Raw genomic sequence first — 21,350 nt, 5'->3', positions numbered from 1 at the left:
GTATAGAAAACATGCAAGGTCGCTGACTGACATAGAGACTCTATGTCATAGGTGTTAGCATGAAAGAAAAAACATAGGGAATTTATATGGCTACTGGCACGATAATCTCGTTGGGTTTGTATTTTGTTGTAATGTTAGGGATAGGCCTTTTCGCTTATCGGCAGACAGACACCAACGTAGAAGGCTATATGCTTGGCGGCCGCCAACTAGGCCCCGCGGTAACCGCGCTTTCAGCAGGTGCATCGGATATGAGCGGATGGATGCTCATGGGCTTACCCGGTGCAATGTATGTATCAGGCTTATCTGCTGGCTGGATTGCCGTTGGTTTGACACTCGGTGCTCTGGCAAATTATATGTTAGTTGCTCCACGCCTTCGCGTTTACACTGAAGTAGCCAACAACTCCATTACCCTCCCCGACTATTTTGAAAATCGCTTCGCTGACAACACGCGTTTATTGCGCGTTATAGCCTCTGTGGTTATCGTTGTCTTCTTTACGCTTTACACCTCTTCTGGTGTGGTAGCTGGCGGAAAGCTCTTTGAGACATCATTTGGATTAACTTATGAGACCGGCTTATACGTCACCGCGGGTGTCGTCGTAGCTTATACCCTCGTAGGCGGTTTCATGGCAGTAAGCATGACCGACTTCGTTCAGGGGTGCATCATGTTTGTATCTCTCATTATGGTACCTGCCGTTGTTATTAGCGAGTTGGGTGGAATCGGCGCGTCAATTGACGCCTTAGATACCATTAATCCGGCGCTTTTCGATGCATTTATGGATGCGTCTACCAATGAAGCACTAAGCGTAATAGGCATTGTTTCACTGATGTCATGGGGCCTAGGTTATTTTGGTCAGCCTCATATCATTGTGCGTTTTATGGCGATACGTTCTGTTAAAGATATACCAACTGCGCGCAATATCGGTATGAGTTGGATGATTGTGTCGATTATTGGTGCGTTAATGACGGGGCTTTTCGGCCTTGCCTATGTAACAGGTAACGGAAACGAAATCGATCCAGAAACCGTCTTCATCTACTTATCTCAAATTCTATTCCACCCGCTCATCGGTGGCTTCCTGCTCGCTGCGATTTTAGCGGCGATCATGAGTACTATTTCTTCTCAGCTGTTGGTAACCTCAAGTTCACTAACCAGTGACTTTTATCAAGCCTTCCTAAGACGTGATGCGTCAGATGGCGAGCTCGTTATTGCTGGTCGAGCCAGCGTAGTAGTTGTCGCGCTCGTAGCAATCTATCTAGCTTATGATAGAGACAGCACCATTTTAACGCTTGTAAGTAATGCTTGGGCTGGCTTTGGTGCAGCCTTCGGACCGCTTGTACTATTTAGCCTGTTTAAGCGTGAAATGACTCGCCGTGCTGCATTAGGTGGTATGATCGTTGGTGCAGTGACGGTGTTACTGTGGATTTATCTTCCTATTGAAATCGGCGGCCAAAAGCTTGGTGACTGGATGTACGAAATTGTCCCTGGGTTTATTTTATCTAGCTTAACCATCATGATTTTAAGTAAATCTGGCTCGCCAAGAGAAGGTGTGGTTGATACGTTCGACGCTTTCCAGACCAAATTGACTGAAAGGTAAGCGAACGATACGAAATAAGTCATTCGCAACGAAAGTGAATAACAAGCCCTGTTTATGTTACTAAACAGGGCTTTTTTCTTTTTATAGGCCTTGAAAAAAGTGGCTTATGCTTCAATTGCATGACAGTTTTATTTATTGGAATAAGATAGCTATTTTAAATAGCAAAATCGCATACTACTTTTGAAATTAAATATGTTATCGTTCTATGCAGAAAAATAACCCATATATAACTTTTTTGTATATAACATAAAATTCGGACTTCAAAATGACTGCTAGTATCCCGTCTGTAACGCATTTGAAACAACTCGAAGCCGAGAGTATCCAGATTTTCCGTGAGGTTGCTGCTGAGTTTGAAAACCCAGTTATGCTTTACTCTGTAGGAAAAGACTCTTCTGTACTGCTTCACCTTGCCCGTAAAGCGTTCGCGCCCGGCAAAATTCCTTTCCCATTATTACACGTAGATACCACGTGGAAGTTTGGTGAAATGATTAAGTTCCGTGACGAACAAGCTAAGAAACACGGTTTTGATTTGCTTGTTCACATCAATGAAGAAGGTGTTGAAGCTGGCGTTGGCCCATTTAGCCACGGTTCAGCAAAACATACTGACATCATGAAAACCCAAGCACTTAAGCAAGCACTGAACAAATATAAGTTCGATGCTGCATTTGGTGGCGCTCGACGCGACGAGGAAAAATCACGTGCCAAAGAACGTGTTTACTCATTCCGCGACAGCAACCACCGCTGGGACCCAAAAAACCAGCGTCCAGAGCTTTGGAATATTTATAACTCTCAGGTTAATAAAGGCGAAAGCATTCGTGTATTCCCAATGTCTAACTGGACTGAGCTAGATATCTGGCAATACATCTACCTAGAAAACATCGATATTCCGCAACTTTACCTTTCTAAGCCTCGCCCTGTCGTTGAGCGCGACGGCGTTCTTATTATGGTTGACGACGACCGTATGCCGCTAGAAGAAGGTGAAGTACCAGAGATGCGCTCTGTGCGTTTCCGTACTCTTGGCTGTTACCCACTGACCGGTGCGGTAGAATCAGAAGCAGCTACCCTACCTGAAGTTATCCAAGAAATGCTGCTTACCAAGACGTCTGAACGTCAGGGCCGAGTTATCGACCATGACAGCGCAGGCTCTATGGAGAAGAAGAAAATGGAAGGGTACTTCTAATGGCCACCGACAACGTTGTTTGGCATAAACACGAAGTAAACAAGACCACCCGCTCTGAAAAGCTTGGTCAAACGCCTCGTGTATTCTGGCTAACGGGTTTAAGCGGCTCTGGTAAATCGACATTAGCCAACCTGCTTGAGAAAAAGCTTCACGAGCAGAACAAGCACACCTATCTGCTTGACGGCGACAACGTGCGCCACGGTCTGTGTGGCGATTTAGGTTTCAGCGATAAAGATCGCGTTGAAAACATTCGCCGCATTAGCGAAGTCGCTAAACTTTTTGTCGATGCCGGTACCATTGTGCTTACCGCTTTTATCTCGCCTTTCAAAGCCGACCGCGATTATTGCCGCAGCTTAATGGAAGACGGAGAGTTTGTAGAAGTGTTTATCGATACACCTCTTGAAGTGTGTGAAAAACGCGACCCGAAAGGGCTATACAAGAAAGCGCGTAGCGGTGAAATTAAGGACTTCACAGGTATTGATTCAGCCTATGAAGCACCTGAAGCGCCAGAAGTACACTTAACCTATCAGGATGAACCAGCAGAGCAAACCGCTGAGCGATTGTATGCTTTGCTTCAAGAAAAGGGATTGGTGTAATGACACAGCCTTTAAATAGTCTTGCACAGAAAGTGCTAGCTATCGCCAAAGAAGCCGGCGATAAGATAATGGCCATTTACGAGAAAGACTTCGCCATTTATGAAAAGCAGGATACCAGCCCGCTAACAGAAGCTGACCTTGCCGCACATAACGTAATCGTTAACGCCCTTGAAGCTGAATCTGACCTGCCGATTCTTTCTGAAGAGTCAGCAGATATTTCATGGGAAGAGCGCAAAACGTGGTCGTCTTACTGGCTGGTAGACCCGCTAGACGGCACTAAAGAGTTTATTAAGAAAAACGGTGAGTTTACGGTAAATATTGCACTTATCGAAAACGGTAAACCGACCATGGGTGTGGTTTACGCGCCAGCACTAAACAAAAGCTATGTAGGTATTGTTGGTGAAGGTGCGTGGACTGAAGTAAATGGCGAATTTACCGCTATTTCTGCGCGCAAGCACGATGGTGCCGAAGTGTGGAAAGTGGTAGGTAGTCGTTCTCACCAAAGCCCAGAAATTCAGAATTTATTGGCACAGCTTAAAGGTGAAACCGAGCTTGTGGCGATGGGTAGCTCACTGAAGCTTTGCTTGGTGGCTGAGGGCGAAGCACATCTTTACCCTCGATTAGGCCCAACATCTGAATGGGATACAGGTGCAGCGCACGCAGTCGCACTAGCAGCAGGCGCAAACGTAACCGTACTTGACCCTGAAAACCCATTAGATGACAACGCTGACGCTCTTACGTACAACCAAAAAGAGTCTGTGTTAAACCCCTTTTTCCTTGTGAGCGCATAACATGAACAATGAAAACGAATTACTAAGACAGGACATTCTGTCTTACCTAGAACAACACGAAAAGAAAGACATGCTACGTTTCCTTACCTGCGGTAGCGTAGACGACGGTAAAAGTACCCTAATTGGTCGCTTGCTTCACGATTCTAAAATGATTTATGAAGACCAACTTGCAGCTATCACTAAAGACAGTAAAAAAGTGGGCACTACCGGCGAGAAAGTTGACCTTGCCCTTCTTGTAGACGGTCTTCAGTCTGAGCGTGAGCAAGGGATTACTATCGACGTAGCATACCGCTACTTCTCTACTGACAAGCGTAAGTTTATTATCGCAGATACTCCTGGGCACGAGCAGTACACCCGTAACATGGTAACCGGTGCGTCAACGTGCGACCTTGCTATTATTCTTGTTGATGCTCGCGGCGGCGTTAAGGTACAAACGAAACGTCACTCGTTCCTGGTTTCTCTTCTAGGTATAAAACACGTTATTGTTGCTATCAACAAAATGGACTTGATGGACTATTCAGAAGAAGTGTACAAGCAAATTCAGGAAGACTACCTGAAGTTTGCTGAGCAGCTTGATATTCCTGACATTCAGTTCGTACCTATTTCAGCACTTGAAGGCGACAACGTAGTAGGCAAGAGCGAAAAGACACCATGGTTTGACGGCACGCCACTTATGGAAATGTTGGAAAACATTGAAATTGGTGAAGACGACAACTTAGAAGATTTTCGCTTCCCTGTACAATACGTTAACCGCCCTAACCTAGATTTCCGTGGCTTTGCGGGTACCGTGGTATCTGGCCAAGTTGCACCAGGTGATGAAGTAACGGCACTTCCTTCTGGTAAGAAATCAAAGGTGAAGCAAGTCGTTACGTTTGAAGGCGACCAAGAGCGCGCTTATGTACCTCAAGCAGTAACGTTAACGCTAGAAGATGAAATTGACATCTCTCGTGGCGATATGATTGTAAAATCAGACAACTTGCCACTGCTTAACACGCAATTTAAAACTCACCTTGTGTGGATGTCTGAAGAGCCGCTAATGCCAAACAAGCAATACTTGTTTAAGTTCGCGACTAAATCAACGCCAGGGGTAGTTGCTCATATCGATAATCAAATTGATGTGAACACGTTGGAAGAAACGGATGCCATGCACTTAAATCTTAACGAGATTGGTGTAGTAGACGTTAAGTTTACTCAACCTGTTGCCTGCGACCCGTATAAGCGCAACCGCCCTACCGGTTCATTCATCGTTATCGATCGCTTGACCAACGGCACTGTTGGTGCTGGTATGATCATTGACGAAATTGCGGGTGACGCACAGCATACATCGCCAAACTTCTCTGAGTTCGAGCTTGAATTCAATGCACTAGTACGCAAGCACTTCCCGCATTGGAACTCTGTGGATATCAGTAAACTTTAAGCAGGACTGGAGCAATATGGATGTGACCCAGTTCATCGTACTGGCAGTATTTGCCAGTACGATATGCGCGCTGATATTTACCAATCAGCGCCCTTCCACTGTGTTTTCTGGTGCAGTGTTAGCTTTACTGGTTACCCAGCAGTTATCTCTTGATGACATCTTGCTAAATTTAACAAACAAGGGTCTTATTACCCTTGTTTTGTTGCTTTTGGTGAGCAGTGCAATTGATAAAACAGCGTTAATAAAACGCCTAGGTAGGAAACTAGTAAGTGCTAACTTTACTCAATCCTATTGGCGCTTGTTTTCACTGACCTTTTTATCGTCTGCGCTTTTGAACAATACTGCTATTGTGGCAAGCCTTATTGGTCCAATTAAGCAAAACCAATATCATCCTGCCTCTCGATTACTGATCCCGCTCTCGTACGCAGCTATTTTAGGCGGTACGGTCACCTTAATCGGTACGTCTACCAACCTGATCGTAGACAGCTTTTTGCAAGAGCACGGGCATCCAGGCTTTAACTTTTTTGACTTCACACTTTATGGCACCGTAGCGGGTTTAAGCTGTGGTCTACTCATGTTTTTATTACTGCCTTTGCTACCTCATATTGGCAATAAGAGTAATAACTATCACGAGTATATGGTTGAAGCCGAAGTGGAGTCTGGTTCAGAACTCATAGGCAAAACCGTAGAACAAAACCATTTACGTAACTTACCAGAACTCTTTTTGGTAGAAGTGGTGCGCAATGGCAACCTGATATCTCCTGTTGGGCCTGACCTGGTCATTCTGGAAAACGACAAACTGATCTTCTCTGGCAACGTTCAAAAGCTTGATAATCTTAGCCACATAAAGGGGCTAAGCATGTTTGCTGAGACCGATGGGGTATTGCGTGAGAGCTTAACCGAGGTAGTTGTTGCCAATCGCGCTCAAGTTATTGGGCAAACCATTAAAAAACTTGGCTTTAGAGCCCTGTTTGATGCGGCCGTTGTAGCCATTCGCCGCGATGGAGAGCAGCTGTCAGGCAAGTTAGGAGAAATTAAGCTTCAAGCAGGTGACTTCTTACTTTTAGCTACAGGCCCAGACTTTGCGACTCGTCAAAATTTAAATAAAAACTTTTTTATTTTGTCAGAGCAAAAAATAGCCCGCCCACTAACCAACAAGCAAGAGTGGATTACCCTTGGCGGCTTCCTTTCCACGGTGTTATTGGCTGCAACTAATGTCATTTCACTGGCTATTGGTCTGCTGTTTTTAGCCGCTGTGCTAATTGGCGTAAGGGTAACGTCAAACGGCGAAATGAAACGAAATTTACCATTGAATTTGATTGTTGTGATTGTAGGCGCGCTAAGCCTGGCAACCGCATTAGAAAATTCAGGGGTTATTAATATAACCTCCGAGGCACTTATGCCGGTGTTGTCGGGTACTGACTGGTTCATAGCATTGTTAGTCATCTACTTGCTAACACTGGTTTTAACAGAGTTCGTTACCAACAACGCTGCTGCAGCGTTAATGTTCCCGTTTGCCTACGGGTTAGTGCAAATCATTGGCGCACCGCTAATGCCATTTGCATTAGCGGTAGCATTTGCAGCAAGTGCCAGTTTTATTTCACCATTCGGCTATCAAACCAACTTGCTTGTTTATAATGCGGCGAATTATAAGTTTTCGCATTTTATAAAAATTGGACTGCCTATTTCGCTGTTGTATAGCACCATAGTTTTGACACTGCTTAATATTACTTATTTGTAAGGTCTTGCGGCGCGTTTTGAGAGGACATAGAAAATCACCAAAGATAGAGCAGCAATCAGCAGTATTACGTAAAGGGAAGCGAACGCTTCCCTTTTTTTATTTATAACCTTTCAATACATTCATTTTCTCTTACAAATATCAAGATGTTGTGCTGTACAACACCTGTAGCCAACAGTAATCTATAACTCAATTTATTGCCTGCCTGTTGGCAAGCTAACAATGACTCATGGCTTTACCCAGAGCCAGAGTAATAAGAAAAATGAAATAGGAGCAAGGGATGCACAATGTAACGAACCCCTTTCAAGCGTGTAACGATATTTTCTTCAAGCCTAATGGCGTATTTAAAGCAGTAGGTGAAAACAACAATTGGAGCTGGATGCCATTTATTTTGATCATGGCTATTTCACTTGTTTCCCAGTACTTGTATGTAAACTTCGTTGACATTGAATGGTTCGCTCAGATGAATATTGCCGCGCAAGGGGATATGAGTCCGGCAGAAGAAGAGCAAATGAAGGCATTCTTCACCAGGGATGCTTTGCTTTGGTCATCGGTTATAGGTGCCTTTTTTGTTCCTATTATCGTAAACGCCATTTACGCCGTGTACGTGAATTTAATGACCCGGTCTGACGACAGCCATGTGTATGGCTTTACTGACTGGTATGGTTTCGCTTGGTGGCTTTCAATGCCTTATGTGCTTACTGGTTTAGTGGGTGTTGCTTTGCTGTTGTTCGCAGGCGACCATCAAGTAGCGCCATCAATTTTATCGCCAGCGTCCCTTGGGTATATTGCGAATATCCCTATGGACTCGCCTTGGTACGCTTTCGGCCAGGCGTTAAGGGTAGAGCTATTCTGGGGCATTTATTTAGCCACCGTAGGCATTACTCAATGGACCGCCTTTTCTCTTAAAAAAGCGGCATTAATTGCAAGTGCACCTTATATTGTCATCTATGGCATCTGGTTGATTGCCCTCGCCTTGTTCTAATTAACCTTGCGAATGTAACGCGCCCGCTATACGAAAAGTGCGCTGTGCTATTAATACAGTAGTTATGAATATAATGATTGTGATTACAGTGTTTTAGTACAGCGTTTCTATAAACTGGCCGCGCAGCCTCACCTTAAAAAGACGCCCCCTTTCATTTCTTTCACTACCCATGAATAGCATCATTGCCGCTTTTGTCGTCACAAGAAGTATCATTATACCAATCCGCATAGATCATTACCCACTCAGCAAGAGTTAAAATGTTCGTAATCGCGGCGTGCTACCGCAGGTATAGTGGTTCTACATCAAGGTGACACAACAAAGACTACGGACATTTTAAACTCGCCCTTCGGGAAGGTCTGGCAAGCTTCCTAGCTTCGTTCTGGGAATTTGAAAGGGAACAGCCATTCCTGCATTCCCACGCTTTGCTAGGAAAATTGCCAGCGCCTTCTGAGTGGGTAATGATCTATGCGGATTGGTATTACACCCACAGCGGCAGCTGTTTCGTTGGCTTAGACCCTTGTCGTAACGGCCTGAAATAATCTTTATTTTGATAAAACTTCGCATCCTGCGGTGAATGCCATAAAGGCACGCCTAACAAAGGAAGGGGCTTTAAGAGTGGTGTGATCTGAAAAGCATCGAGTGCTGAAATTCGGGCTGACATTGCATCGTCGAGTACGGCGCGTTGTTGCCATTTATCGAGCTCATTAAATCCTTGAGGCACTGAAACCGCGAGCCACTTTCCAGTAAGCCCAATAAACGGGTTCAGCATCATTTCTAAATTCGCATGCCCAAATACATAGGGCGTTACTTCAGCATGCCAACGCCCTCGATTTGCTAGAAATACCTGTTCCCATTCATGGGTGGCCAGTTGCTGTAGGAAAACTTCTAGCGATTCAACGCCACTTGGTCTGGGCTCTTCTATCGCCAGCACCACGCCACATTCATCAAAGTGGGTAATCCGATTGCGACGTGCGGTGCGAGGGTTTACGCCGTACGCCTCGATATCGCTTATATGCAGTTCATTTAATAAGGATTTTGTTTTGGGAAATTGCAGCCAGATCAGTGCATTAAACAAATCGTGCCAGCTTTGCTCTCTGGTAGGGACAACCCCATCTTCACTAATAATCGTTTCATAGTAACGCTGTTCATTTTCTGAAAACTGACTCTGTCCTTTAAATACAGGCCCCGTCCATTGCTTGCGATATCTAGATGTAAGTTCATTAAGCACATCAGGAGATGGAAACTTACTATGACTCGTTAAACCGAGTTCATCTAAAAGAATGGTTACAGGATAACTTGCGTGTTTTTTTAAGTAGTCTTTACAGAAAGGGATTGAGTCTGATTGCATATCAACTATTGGTTCGCTCTGGGGTTTTCTCTATACTGAGCAAGTATTGTAGAGCAAACAGAGACTAACAATGAAAAAAATGTTTTTGCCATTGCTTGTACCTACCCTTCTGGGCGTAAGTGCTTGCACACCTAACAACGACAGCGCGTCACAAAATCAGTCTGCGAAAAAAGAGATGCCTGTGGCGTCTAACTTTGACAGTGTTTACAACAATATTTCAGACGCCGATATTCGCGAGCCATTAAAGGTACTGTCTTCAGATGAGTTTGAGGGCCGTTTACCGACGACTGAAGGCGAAAAGAAAACCATTGAATACTTGGTTAGTGAATTTACCAAAGCGGGACTTAAACCGGGTAACGGGGATAGCTTTTTACAAAAAGTAGCCCTTATGGAAATTACTGCTGACCCAGATATGACCATGACTATTGGCGACAATAACTTCGCGTATAAAGAGCAAATGGTTGCCTCTTCTAAGCGAGAACAGAGCTCAGTTTCCCTTGAAGATTCAGAATTAGTCTTCGTTGGCTATGGTGTGAATGCACCAGAGTACGACTGGAACGACTACGAAGGGTTAGATGTTGAAGGCAAAACCGTCGTCATGCTAATTAATGACCCGGGATTTGAAAATCCAGAAAGTGGTAAGTTTCAAGGCACAACGATGACCTACTACGGTCGTTGGAGCTACAAATATGAAGAAGCGAGCCGTCAGGGTGCTGCTGGCGCCATTATTGTTCACGAAACAGCCCCTGCCTCTTACGGCTGGTCAGTTGTTGCTAACAGCTGGAGTGGTCCGCAGTACGGCCTTGTAAGCGCCGACAAAGGAGCAAGCCGTGTGGCTGTTGAAGGTTGGTTAACGTTAGATGCGGCGAAAAAAGTGTTTGCTGATGCAGGGCTCGACTTTGACCAAGAGAAAGCAAACGCCATGCAAGGTCCTTACAACAAAGCAATGGATATCAAAGCATCGGTTACGGTTAACAACACCTTCAAAAAGTCAGAGAGCAACAACGTTATCGCGACTCTGCCGGGCGCAGAGTTTCCTGATGAGCATATTATCTACACGGCACATTGGGATCATTTAGGTAAAGATGAGAGCAAAGAAGGCGACCAAATCTATAATGGCGCTCATGATAATGCCACGGGCACTGCGGCTATTCTAGCCATGGCCAAAGCATACTCAGAGTTGACGCCTGCACCAAAACGCTCGGTATCATTTTTAGTAGTAACTGCTGAAGAGCAAGGGCTGTTAGGCAGTAAATATTATGCAAGCAATCCTGTTATTCCGATTGAAAATACGGTTGCTAATATCAACATGGACGCAATGAACGTATTAGGTAAGACCAAAAACGTTGCCGTTGTAGGCATGGGTAAGTCAGAAATGGAAGACTATCTTGAAGCCGCTGCGGCTAAGCAAGGTCGTACACTGACTCAAGAAGACAGACCAGAAGCTGGGTACTACTACCGCTCAGATCACTTCAGCTTTGCCAAGCAAGGTGTTCCAGCACTGTACGCTGAAGGCGGAAATGAACCAGCAGATGAAGAGACAGCCAAATACAGAAAACGTATGAATGTCATTGTTACGGGCTGTTATCATCAAGTGTGCGATCAGTATCGTGACGATTGGGATTTAAGCGGTATCGTGCAAGACACACAAATGCTGTTTGATGTGGGTGTAGGTGTTGCAAATGCAGAGGCTTGGCCGAAGTGGAATGAAGCAAGCGAGTTCCAGCGCCAAAACTAAAACACTTTGACGTAAAAACGCAAAGAAGGCCGCGTCTTCTTTATCGTTAATAAAGGGTTTCTTCGTGAAACCCTTTTTTATTGACCTGCATTAATTTACTACCCTCTACATTTGAACTCACTTCCCTCTATATTAAGCACTGCTTACCGCATTCATAAGCTTACCTTTGCATGGAATTAGGATAAAAATGTTAATAAACGGCTATTTTGGGATAAATGGAATAAGAATTTCCATTTTCTCATCATAATGTACTTGCAATTTCCTGTCAGACTGGCACATTCAGGGGCACGCGAATAAGAATAACAACAAATCATCGCCCACTCGTACGCGAGTACCGACAGAAAAAACTTCTATTATTTTTTTCAACAAGTGAACAGAGAGAATCCGTTATATGTGTGGTATTTTCGGTATCCTTGATATCAAAACCGATGTGTCTGAACTCAGAACCCAAGCCCTCGATTTATCAAAACTTTTGCGCCACCGTGGCCCTGACTGGTCGGGTATCTGGAATAATGACAATACCATTCTTTGTCACGAAAGATTGGCGATTGTCGACGTTGATACAGGGGCGCAGCCTCTTATCAGCCAAAACGATAAACAAATTCTTGCCGTTAACGGCGAGATTTACAACCACAAGCAACTTGCTGCTAATCTAGATGAGCCGTACCCATTTAAAACCCGTTCTGATTGCGAAGTTATTCTTCCGCTTTTTCAGCAAAAAGGCATCGACTTTATCGATGAACTAGAGGGTATGTTTGCGTTCATTCTATACGATGAAGAACAAGACGCTTACCTTATTGCCCGCGACCATATTGGTATTATTCCGCTTTATACCGGTTACGATGAACACGGTAACTTCTATGTTTCATCTGAAATGAAAGCGTTAGCAGGCGTATGTAAGACAATCAGTGAGTTCCCTCCTGGCCACTACCTGTGGAGCAAAGAAGGTAAAATCACCAAGTACTACAAACGCGACTGGATGGAATACGACAACGTAAAAGACAACACCAGCAACCTAGAAGAGCTACGTGTAGCATTCGAGAAAGCTGTGAAGTCACACATGATGTCTGACGTTCCATACGCTGTACTTCTATCGGGCGGTTTGGACTCTTCACTGGTTTCAGCTGTCGCTGCGCAGTACGTTGCAAAGCGAGTTGAAGACGAAGACAAGACAGATGCATGGTGGCCTCGCCTGCACAGTTTTGCTGTAGGTCTTGAAGGAGCACCTGACCTTAAGGCAGCGAAGAAAGTGGCCGACATGATTGGCACCGTACACCATGAAATTCACTTTACCATTCAAGAAGGTTTAGATGCCATCCGTGATGTTATCTATCACTTGGAAACCTACGATACAACAACGATCCGCGCCGCTACTCCAATGTACTTAATGACACGCAAGATTAAAGCGATGGGCATTAAAATGGTGCTATCGGGTGAAGGTTCTGATGAAATTTTTGGTGGTTACCTGTATTTCCATAAAGCGCCAAACGCCAAAGAATTCCACGAAGAAACGGTACGTAAACTTGATCGTCTACATATGTTTGACTGTGCGCGTGCTAACAAAGCCACATCGGCATGGGGTGTAGAAGCTCGTGTTCCATTCTTAGATAAGAACTTCATTGACGTAGCTATGCGTTTAAACCCACAAGACAAAATGTGTCTAGATGGAAAAATGGAGAAGTGGATCCTTCGTAAAGCGTTTGATAACGGCGAAACCCTTCCAGCAGAAGTACTGTGGCGTCAAAAAGAGCAGTTTGGTGATGGTGTAGGTTATTCTTGGATTGATTCAATTCGCGATTTCGTTGAAAACGAAGTGACTGATCAGCAACTTGCAACAGCGGAATTCCGCTTCCCAGTTAACACACCAGACACCAAAGAAGGCTACTACTACCGCACTATTTTCGAGAGCTACTTTCCTCAAGAAAGTGCAGCGCGCTGTGTGCCAGGCGGTAAATCTATTGCGTGTAGTACAGCAGAAGCACTTGAGTGGGATGAGAGCTTTAAAAACAACGCAGATCCTTCTGGCCGTTCGATGAAAGGCGTCCACGCTGGCGAGTCTTAATAGACAATCGTACAAGCAGAGCTAACATTTCAAAAAAACGCGGCCTAAGCCGCGTTTTTTATTGTCTATTTATTCTTTTGAAGCTTCTGTTTTTGGTTTATACCATAAAGCAGAATTAGTAAGAGGGGTCTCAATGGGTAATAACGGATTCTCGAGAGTGAAAATTTTACGCTCATTAACCCCTAAAGAGGCTAAAATTGGGGCGTACGTAGATTCAAATAACGCATCAAAAGACCCATCTTCAATGGCTCTGTTAAGGCCTGTTTCAATAAGATTCGCTAACGTCTTGTTACTTGAACTTACAAAGTAATACATAGCGGTGGGGTAATACAGCGCCATTGAAGGCTCAAGGTAAAGATTGTTACGACGACCTTCCACCTCCAGCTCTGCGTCCACTTCCATAACAGAACGAGGAAAAAAGTCCCCTTTACCTTGTTTAATCATGTCATACGCTTCGCGAAACTCAGGCACAGTAAACACGTTAAACCCGTTGGCTTGAAGAATTTTGGTGTCCGGCCATTCTTCACCCTGAATGGGTATAAGTTTACGCATATCGGTCAGCGATAATACATCGTCGAACTTCGTCTTTTTATTTTCGTTAATAACGAAAACACGAAGACCTATAAGCCCTTTTGCGATTGGAATACGAATGGGGGTCAGTTCCTTCTCGCGCTGGCTGTCCGTCATACTCCATACTACGTTAACTTCTCTGTTTTCACGCAGCTGACGCATCGCTTTGCCCGTCAGCAATATGCGATCAGAAGGGCGTAGCTCATAATTTACGCCGGTTTTATCGAGCGCAAGTTTAAGCAGTGCTATCGGATATTGAGCACGGGCATCTGAGTCGTCAATCGGACGCGGATAAGTGATTGTCCAAGTAGCGGCCTCAACCATTGATGCAGCAGTAAAAGAACATAAAGCGACGGCCGCTATCACGGCTTTTTTTAGCAGATTAAAGCTATGCATCTTCTTTATGTCCTTTGTTAATTTGATTACTTAAGCGCAAGACGTGTTTGCCACAAAGGCGGAGCATTTCAAACACTTATTCAATACCAATGTATTTATGTGTTTGTAAAGATAGCCGCCAGTTACGTTCAATACAAGTACGCACTGCAAGTTCTGTGGCTCTCTTTTGCTGGCTAATTGGTTGTAAACAAACCTGTTTTCCGTCTAATGACGATACATTAGCAAGCAGCGCATCAAGCTCGTCAATATGCTTTTGCATTGCGATGGGGTGCTTGATTTCATTCGCTCTTTCAAGCGCACTTACTAAGACGTCATATCCGCCTTTCATGTTTATTTTAGGAGAAACCGTCACATACGTACGCGTGTCACAAAGTACTTCAAAAGTACCGCTGGTCTCTATTTGTGTTGTGTATCCGTTGTCGTGAAGTAGGCTCGTCAGAGGACGTAGGTCGTACATACATGGCTCACCGCCGGTAATAACCACATGCTTTGCCACATAGCCTTGTTTCCCAAACTCAGCCAGCAAAGCCTCCTCACTGGAGATGAAATAGGTTTCAGACTCTTCGCCTTTTGTGATCACAGCTTGTGGCGACACACTCAAGTCAGGCTTAATTTCCCACGTATGTTTTGTATCACACCATGGACAGCCCACAGGACAGCCTTGTAAACGAACAAAGATAGAGGGAATACCAGTGTGAGCTCCTTCACCCTGGATAGTTTCAAACATCTCATTGATGTTTAATGTGGACATTACAGACAATTTGACACCCTTTAACGATTGTATGTTGGGATTTTACCAAGGATCACATAAAATTCGGGCATAATTTCTTAAATCTTCGAAAAACTATGTCAGAAAACGTTGTTGTTATCTATTCAGGAGGCATGGACTCCTTCACAGTGTTGCATAAGGCGCTAAAAGCAGGCAAAAAAGTTCATGCACTGAGCTTTAACTACGGACAACGCCACAAGAAAGAACTCGATTATGCTGCCAACGTGTGTAACTCGCTTAACGTTCCTCACAAAATTGTAGATATTAGCGCCATAAATACACTCATAGGGGGTTCAGCGTTAACCTCAGATATCGAAGTGCCAGAAGGCCACTATGAAGAGCCAAGCATGAAACAAACCGTGGTGCCCAATCGCAACATGATTTTGTTATCGCTCGCCGTTGGCTACGCGGTCAGTTTAGACGCTAACGAAGTATACTATGGCGCTCACTCTGGCGATCATGCCATTTACCCAGACTGCCGCCCTGAGTTTGTTCATAAAATGAATGATGTGTGCGGCATTGCGAATTATACACCGGTTACGATTATGACGCCTTATATCGACGACAGCAAAACCGCTATCTTGACCGATGGTCTGTCAATGGGACTGGATTACGGCCAAACGTGGACCTGTTACAACGGCAGAGAAAAAGCATGCGGAAAATGCGGTGCGTGCGAAGAGCGCTTAGAGGCGTTCAAGGAAAATAACGCCGTCGATCCTCTAGAATACGAATAGCGTAATCTGAAATAAAAACACCTCTTATTGTTTATAAACGCTTTAATCCAAGCATTTATAAACAATAAGAGGTGTGATCGCAGGTGCTTGCTGCTACTACTTTTGACTCTCTGAAATGAAGTAGCTCAATTCTTTAATACAGTGACGTAATACTGGGTTTAATCGCGTATTTTTTCCATTCATTACAAACAGTTCGTGACTAAATTTAAATAAGCTCCCTTTTGCAATAGGTACGAGCCCAAGTGCAGCGCCCTGCTCTTTCGCCATATAGTCTGGCAGCAAACCAACATATTCGCCGGTCATAATCGCAGACATCGCAGCATCAAATGAGTCTGAAAAAGTTTGAATCGATAATCTGGTTTCATCTTCAATGTAGTTTGCCGACGACAATCCAGAAATACCAATGGCAGGATAATCACCAATTTTCACGCCTTCTGGTAAATCAGTATCGCGATACTTTGCCAGAGGATGTGTAGGCGCACAGTACAATCGCCCTTCAGTTTTAATGCCGACAGGATGAAAAGTTACTGATTCCGGTTTGACCATGTCATAGGTTGAAACAACGAGGTGGCACTCACCAGATAAAGCGACATGCTCAACTTCATTATATAAACGAGTTTGGATATTAACGTGAATATCGTCAAATTTCTTCATTGTACTTTTAACCGCTTTACTTACGGCTAAGTGCATAGAAAGTGGAAGGCCAGCCATTAAGACCAAAGTGATATGGCCTGAGTAGTCATCATGCAGCGATTTCAGATTGAAGACAAAATTGTCGAAGGCATTAAAGATGCGTTTGGTTTCTTGGAAAACCACCTCACCCTCTTTTGTCATTTGAAAGCCACCACGACCGCGATGACATAACACCAAATCTAAACGTTCTTCCAGTTTTTTGATGGCTGCACTGATGTTGGGTCGTTGCATACGCAACACGGGTTCTGCCGCAGTAAATCCGTTGCAGCTCGCTACAGCGTAAAACACACGCAGTAGCTTTATATCTGACTCCTGAAGACGATTAAGCATATTAGCACCTGTTTATAGGTATAGTTATCGATACTCAACTTAGAACTATATTCAACTAATTGTGCTATTACAACGACATTTTGCGGCTTTTCATCTCATTTTTTATTAAAAATTTGAGTTTTGTGCTACCCAAAAACTGACGTCAAGTCGTATTGTCCACAGGAAAAAAGGGGGATTTTCTTACATCAAAAGGAAAAGTGCTGTAGTGAGTTATCCGGTTTTATACGGAAAGAACCCACATACAGCCTCTGCTAGCGGGGCACATAGCCATTTTTAAGAGAGTGTAACAACTTGCTTTCGAAGTGCTTCAATATCGTCACGCAATGATGCTGCTTTTTCAAACTCAAGCTCGCGCGCATATTCAAACATCTGCTTTTCAAGCTCCGTGATTTGGTCCATTAATTCAGTAGCACTTGCTGTTTTCTGTTGCTTCTTCTTCTCTTCAACTTTGCGCAGTCTGACTTTTCCAGACGCAGGGTGCGCGCTGTCGCCTAAGTCCATAATATCGGTAATAGGCTTATTAAGTCGCATCGGCGTTATACCATTTGCCTCATTATGCGCCATTTGCTTCTCACGACGGCGCTCAGTCTCGTCCATCGCTTTTTTCATCGACTTGGTAATACTGTCAGCGTACAAAATAGCTTTACCATTCACGTGACGCGCGGCTCTACCAATAGTCTGAATTAATGAACGCTCGGCTCGCAAAAAGCCTTCTTTATCGGCATCTAAAATCGCCACCAGCGACACTTCCGGCATATCTAAACCTTCACGTAAAAGGTTAATACCTACCAACACGTCGAATTTACCCAGTCGCAAGTCTCGGATTATTTCAATTCGCTCTACGGTATCGATATCCGAATGCAGATAACGAACTTTAACGCCGTGCTCATTTAAATACTCGCTTAAATCTTCAGCCATACGCTTGGTTAAGGTAGTAATAAGCACACGTTCGTCAAGCTCTACCCGTTTTTGTATTTCAGACAGGACATCATCAACTTGAGTGGCTACAGGACGTACTTCAATAACAGGGTCTAGCAGGCCCGTTGGACGCACAACCTGCTCTACTATCTCACCGTCAGTTTTCTTTAATTCATAATCGCCTGGCGTCGCAGAAACATAGATGGTTTGGGGGCAAATCTGTTCAAATTCTTCAAACTTAAGCGGACGATTGTCCAACGCCGACGGCAGCCTGAAACCAAATTCCACCAAGGTCTCTTTTCTAGAACGATCCCCGCGATACATTGCCCCTACTTGAGAGACAGTTACGTGAGACTCATCGATAAACATTAGGCCATCTGCTGGAAAATAGTCCAATAAGGTTGGAGGTGGTTCGCCCGGTGCTCTTCCTGAAAGATAGCGAGAGTAATTCTCGATCCCAGAACAATAGCCAAGCTCCATCATCATTTCGATATCGAACTGGGTGCGCTGTGAAATACGCTGCTCTTCAATCAGCTTATTCGCCTCTTGAAGTTGCTTTTTGCGATCGCCAAGTTCTTCCTTGATATGCTCAATAGCATTGAGGATTTTCTCTCGAGGGGTTACATAGTGCGTTTTAGGAAAAACCGTTGCTCGAATAACTGACTTATCGACAGCCCCGGTTAGCGGGTCGAACAGACTAATTTTATCTATTTCATCGTCAAAAAGCTCGACCCTTACGGCTTGCTTTTCAGAGTCCGCAGGGAAAATATCTATAACATCGCCACGAACACGGAACGTACCCCTTTCAAACGCTAAATCGTTACGCTTGTACTGCAGTTCTGCAAGGCGACGTAAAATGTCACGTTGGTCCATGGTGTCGCCCTGGCGAAGGTGCAATAGCATCTTCATGTAGGATTCAGGGTCACCCAAACCATAAATAGCCGACACACTCGCTACAATGACTACGTCTCTGCGCTCCATCAACGCTTTAGTGGCGGACAGTCGCATTTGTTCAATATGATCATTGATTGACGCGTCTTTCTCAATAAAGGTATCTGTACTTGGAACGTAGGCTTCTGGCTGATAATAATCATAATATGAAACGAAGTACTCTACGGCGTTATTGGGGAAGAATTCTTTCATCTCACCGTAAAGCTGAGCCGCTAATGTTTTGTTGTGTGCAAGAATAAGCGTTGGTCTCTGCACTTCTTTAATGACATTAGCCATGGTAAAGGTTTTACCCGACCCCGTAACACCAAGCAGTGTTTGGCCGGCCAAGCCACTTTCTAGGCCATCCACCAAAGCTTCTATTGCTTTTGGCTGGTCGCCTGCTGGCTTGTATTTAGAATGAAGCTCAAACCCTCTACTCATTTACTTAACCTTTTCTTTAGCTTACTGCTTAACATCTTGCTTGCGGTCAAACTACTCAACATTAAAAACGCACAGCCTTAGATAGCCGCTCTGGTATTAGCTGTGCTCAGACGTTTCTTTATCTAATTCAAACTGAGTAATCGCACGTTTGAAAACAACAAATGAAACACACGCCATTGCAATATTGGCAATGACCGTTCCTGCAAATAACCCTTTCAGTTCAAATAGAAAACTACCCGCAACGCTGATAGGTACGAAGAAAACAAATAAGCGGATGACACTTAACGTTAATGCCGTCATTGGGCGATGCATGGCATTCAACGATGAGTTAGTCAGAATGATAATGCCTTGCATGCCATAACCCAGCGGTACAATCATAAGAAACAGCTGTATTAGTACGCTTACCTCTGCTTCATTAGCAAAGGCGACGGCTATCCAGCTAGATAGTCCCCACATGACAAGAAAAATGGCGAACTGCCAAACCAGAACAAATTTCAATGTAAGCGAATATGCCGTTTTTACCCGTTCTACTTGGCCTGCCCCAACGTTTTGACTGATAAATGGAGGCAGTGTCATGGAAAGTGCTAGCACAACAATACTTGCAATAGACTCCATTCTATTTCCCACTCCCCACGCTGCAACCGCTTCGGCGCCGTAACCAGCAACTACAGCTGTCATCACGCCACCGGCAACGGGGGTAAGCATATTTGCACCCGCCGCAGGTAGTCCTATTTTAAGAATTTCACGGCTGCTATCACGCAACTCGGCAAGTGTCAGCAGTCGAGGCAACATCAACTTTCGACGAACGGCTAAAATATAAAGAATCCATAATGCACCAACTATCCACGCTATAAAGGTAGCGAGTGCCGCACCTTTTATTCCCATTGCCGGAATGGGCCCAAGTCCGAAAATGAAAATAGGATCAAGCAACGCGTTTAATCCGCCGCCTGCCGCCATAACAATACTGGGTGTGCGGGTATCGCCACACGCTCGCAGCACACTATTGCCAACCATCGGCATGGCAAGAAAGATGCTCGACAAGTACCATAGCCCCATATAGTCAGAAATGTACGGCATTAGATTGTCTGTTGCATTAAGCAACTTAAACACAGGCTCTATGGTGAAAAAGCCAATTGCAGCTAGTGCACCCACAAGCAAAACGGACAGCATTAATGAACCCGTCGCATAATGTTGAGACTTGGTTATTTCTTTACTGCCCTGTAACTTGCCTATAATTGCAGAGGTACCAATACCTAAACCTATGTTTAGGCTTATTACGGTAAAAGTAACGGGAAAGGTAAAACTAATAGCGGCTAAAGGGTCGGTGCCCAGCAAGCTCACAAAAAAGGTATCGATAAGTCCAAAGCTCATCATCATTACCATTCCCAGTATCATGGGAATAGTCATACGCTTTAACGTAGTACCTATATCTCCTTCCAATAAGTCGGAAGTACGTTGTTTAGCGTTACTTTTTATCACTTGAGCTCCGGCAAACTAAAATCCCCTCATCAATTGCGCGTTAGTGTAAAAGAGTGAACACTATTTAGCTATGTGTATTCGACAAACAAAACAAAGCATAAGAGGGTTGTATGAAAAGCGATGTTTTTGACAAAAGTACGTGCGATGACCCATTTCGCTGGCTACGCCACAAAACTACGAGTTTTTGTAAAAATAAATCAAAACACGTGCGTATGTGTTCATTACAGTTTAATTTCTATCCTGTTTCACTTTTAATATGCAGGCAAAACGTCTCGGGCGCATCTAGCTATCCAAATAGAGCGTTTAAAAGACACACAAAAATGTTAACAAAATGTAAGGCATTGAGAATTAAGATGGATTTCATTGAATAGCATTTAGGCATTCGTTGAATTAACACACAAGCTACTTTTTGTTCAACCGATCTATTCCGATCGAGAAACAAGATCAAAAAAAACACCCTAAACCCCTGTATTAAAAAGATTATCCACTCAATAACGCCATAACCTGATTAGATCAATACGTACGCGATCTCGTAAATAACTACAGCGATTCTAAGCTATCAACATAGTTATCCACAGATTTAGTGGATAACTAACGCCAGACCATATTCGGCGGGATTTCGTGCTCGATTAATTTCTCAGCA

The 21,350-nt window shown here is 44.2% G+C and carries 16 protein-coding genes; 10 read left to right on the top strand and 6 right to left on the bottom strand.

What is annotated here, in order from left to right; all coding sequences use genetic code 11:
- The first annotated feature begins 86 nt into the window (after positions 1–86).
- The 7 genes from putP (at position 87) to AC0J2X_RS15090 (ending at position 8,299) form a co-directional block, all read left to right on the top strand.
- Entirely contained in the window at positions 87–1,592 is a 1,506-nt protein-coding gene (putP, locus tag AC0J2X_RS15120) for a sodium/proline symporter PutP (RefSeq protein WP_472996182.1), read from the top strand.
- A gap of 265 nt (positions 1,593–1,857) precedes the next feature.
- Complete coding sequence (cysD, locus tag AC0J2X_RS15115; RefSeq protein ID WP_014948797.1) at positions 1,858–2,772, top strand: sulfate adenylyltransferase subunit CysD; 915 nt, start codon at positions 1,858–1,860, stop codon at positions 2,770–2,772.
- Positions 2,772–3,368 (top strand): adenylyl-sulfate kinase, encoded by a 597-nt coding sequence (cysC, locus tag AC0J2X_RS15110; RefSeq protein WP_014948796.1) that lies wholly within the window; start codon positions 2,772–2,774, stop codon positions 3,366–3,368. Before cysD ends, cysC begins: the two co-directional genes overlap by 1 nt.
- Positions 3,368–4,159 (top strand): 3'(2'),5'-bisphosphate nucleotidase CysQ, encoded by a 792-nt coding sequence (cysQ, locus tag AC0J2X_RS15105; RefSeq protein WP_014975999.1) that lies wholly within the window; start codon positions 3,368–3,370, stop codon positions 4,157–4,159. Before cysC ends, cysQ begins: the two co-directional genes overlap by 1 nt.
- Before the next feature lies 1 nt (position 4,160).
- On the top strand, positions 4,161–5,576 hold the full coding sequence (gene cysN / locus AC0J2X_RS15100) for a sulfate adenylyltransferase subunit CysN (protein WP_014948795.1): 1,416 nt from the start codon (positions 4,161–4,163) through the stop codon (positions 5,574–5,576).
- Positions 5,577–5,592: 16 nt separating this feature from the next.
- Positions 5,593–7,317 carry an SLC13 family permease gene (locus AC0J2X_RS15095; RefSeq protein ID WP_069943953.1) on the top strand — a complete coding sequence of 575 codons (1,725 nt, stop codon included), beginning with the start codon at positions 5,593–5,595 and terminating at the stop codon, positions 7,315–7,317.
- Between the two features lie 277 nt (positions 7,318–7,594).
- The gene (locus AC0J2X_RS15090; RefSeq protein WP_069943952.1) at positions 7,595–8,299 is read left to right on the top strand and encodes a YIP1 family protein; all 705 of its coding nucleotides are present in this window, start codon (positions 7,595–7,597) and stop codon (positions 8,297–8,299) included.
- A 478-nt stretch (positions 8,300–8,777) separates the two neighbouring features.
- Here AC0J2X_RS15090 and AC0J2X_RS15085 read toward each other — a convergent pair whose 3' ends face one another.
- Positions 8,778–9,647 carry a DUF3025 domain-containing protein gene (locus AC0J2X_RS15085; RefSeq protein WP_069943951.1) on the bottom strand — a complete coding sequence of 290 codons (870 nt, stop codon included), beginning with the start codon at positions 9,645–9,647 and terminating at the stop codon, positions 8,778–8,780.
- Positions 9,648–9,717: 70 nt separating this feature from the next.
- Here AC0J2X_RS15085 and AC0J2X_RS15080 point away from each other — a divergent pair, with 70 nt between their 5' ends.
- Positions 9,718–11,385 carry a M28 family metallopeptidase gene (locus AC0J2X_RS15080; protein WP_069943950.1) on the top strand — a complete coding sequence of 556 codons (1,668 nt, stop codon included), beginning with the start codon at positions 9,718–9,720 and terminating at the stop codon, positions 11,383–11,385.
- 391 nt (positions 11,386–11,776) lie between these two features.
- Positions 11,777–13,447 (top strand): asparagine synthase B, encoded by a 1,671-nt coding sequence (gene asnB / locus AC0J2X_RS15075; RefSeq protein ID WP_014948790.1) that lies wholly within the window; start codon positions 11,777–11,779, stop codon positions 13,445–13,447.
- A 69-nt stretch (positions 13,448–13,516) separates the two neighbouring features.
- On the opposite strand, the gene AC0J2X_RS15070 is transcribed toward asnB, so the two are convergent.
- Together AC0J2X_RS15070 and queE are read right to left on the bottom strand one after the other, a co-directional pair.
- Positions 13,517–14,413, bottom strand: a complete 897-nt coding sequence (locus AC0J2X_RS15070) for a type 2 periplasmic-binding domain-containing protein (RefSeq protein ID WP_014975996.1) — start codon at positions 14,411–14,413, stop codon at positions 13,517–13,519.
- 76 nt (positions 14,414–14,489) lie between these two features.
- Positions 14,490–15,164 (bottom strand): 7-carboxy-7-deazaguanine synthase QueE, encoded by a 675-nt coding sequence (queE, locus tag AC0J2X_RS15065; protein ID WP_014948788.1) that lies wholly within the window; start codon positions 15,162–15,164, stop codon positions 14,490–14,492.
- Between the two features lie 95 nt (positions 15,165–15,259).
- Between queE and queC the strand changes: the two genes are divergently transcribed.
- Positions 15,260–15,916 carry a 7-cyano-7-deazaguanine synthase QueC gene (queC, locus tag AC0J2X_RS15060; RefSeq protein ID WP_014975995.1) on the top strand — a complete coding sequence of 219 codons (657 nt, stop codon included), beginning with the start codon at positions 15,260–15,262 and terminating at the stop codon, positions 15,914–15,916.
- 96 nt (positions 15,917–16,012) lie between these two features.
- On the opposite strand, the gene AC0J2X_RS15055 is transcribed toward queC, so the two are convergent.
- The 3 genes from AC0J2X_RS15055 to AC0J2X_RS15045 form a co-directional block, all read right to left on the bottom strand.
- Positions 16,013–16,939: a LysR family transcriptional regulator gene (locus tag AC0J2X_RS15055; protein ID WP_014948786.1), complete on the bottom strand. Its 927-nt coding sequence runs from the start codon at positions 16,937–16,939 to the stop codon at positions 16,013–16,015.
- A 273-nt stretch (positions 16,940–17,212) separates the two neighbouring features.
- Positions 17,213–19,228 carry an excinuclease ABC subunit UvrB gene (gene uvrB, locus AC0J2X_RS15050; RefSeq protein WP_014948785.1) on the bottom strand — a complete coding sequence of 672 codons (2,016 nt, stop codon included), beginning with the start codon at positions 19,226–19,228 and terminating at the stop codon, positions 17,213–17,215.
- A 96-nt stretch (positions 19,229–19,324) separates the two neighbouring features.
- Positions 19,325–20,707: an MATE family efflux transporter gene (locus AC0J2X_RS15045; RefSeq protein WP_044583734.1), complete on the bottom strand. Its 1,383-nt coding sequence runs from the start codon at positions 20,705–20,707 to the stop codon at positions 19,325–19,327.
- Positions 20,708–21,350 lie beyond the last annotated feature (643 nt).

This window comes from Alteromonas sp. R7, from assembly GCF_055755235.1.
Note: the sequence above shows the minus strand (reverse complement) of the source record. Positions and strands in the feature narration are given on the sequence as shown.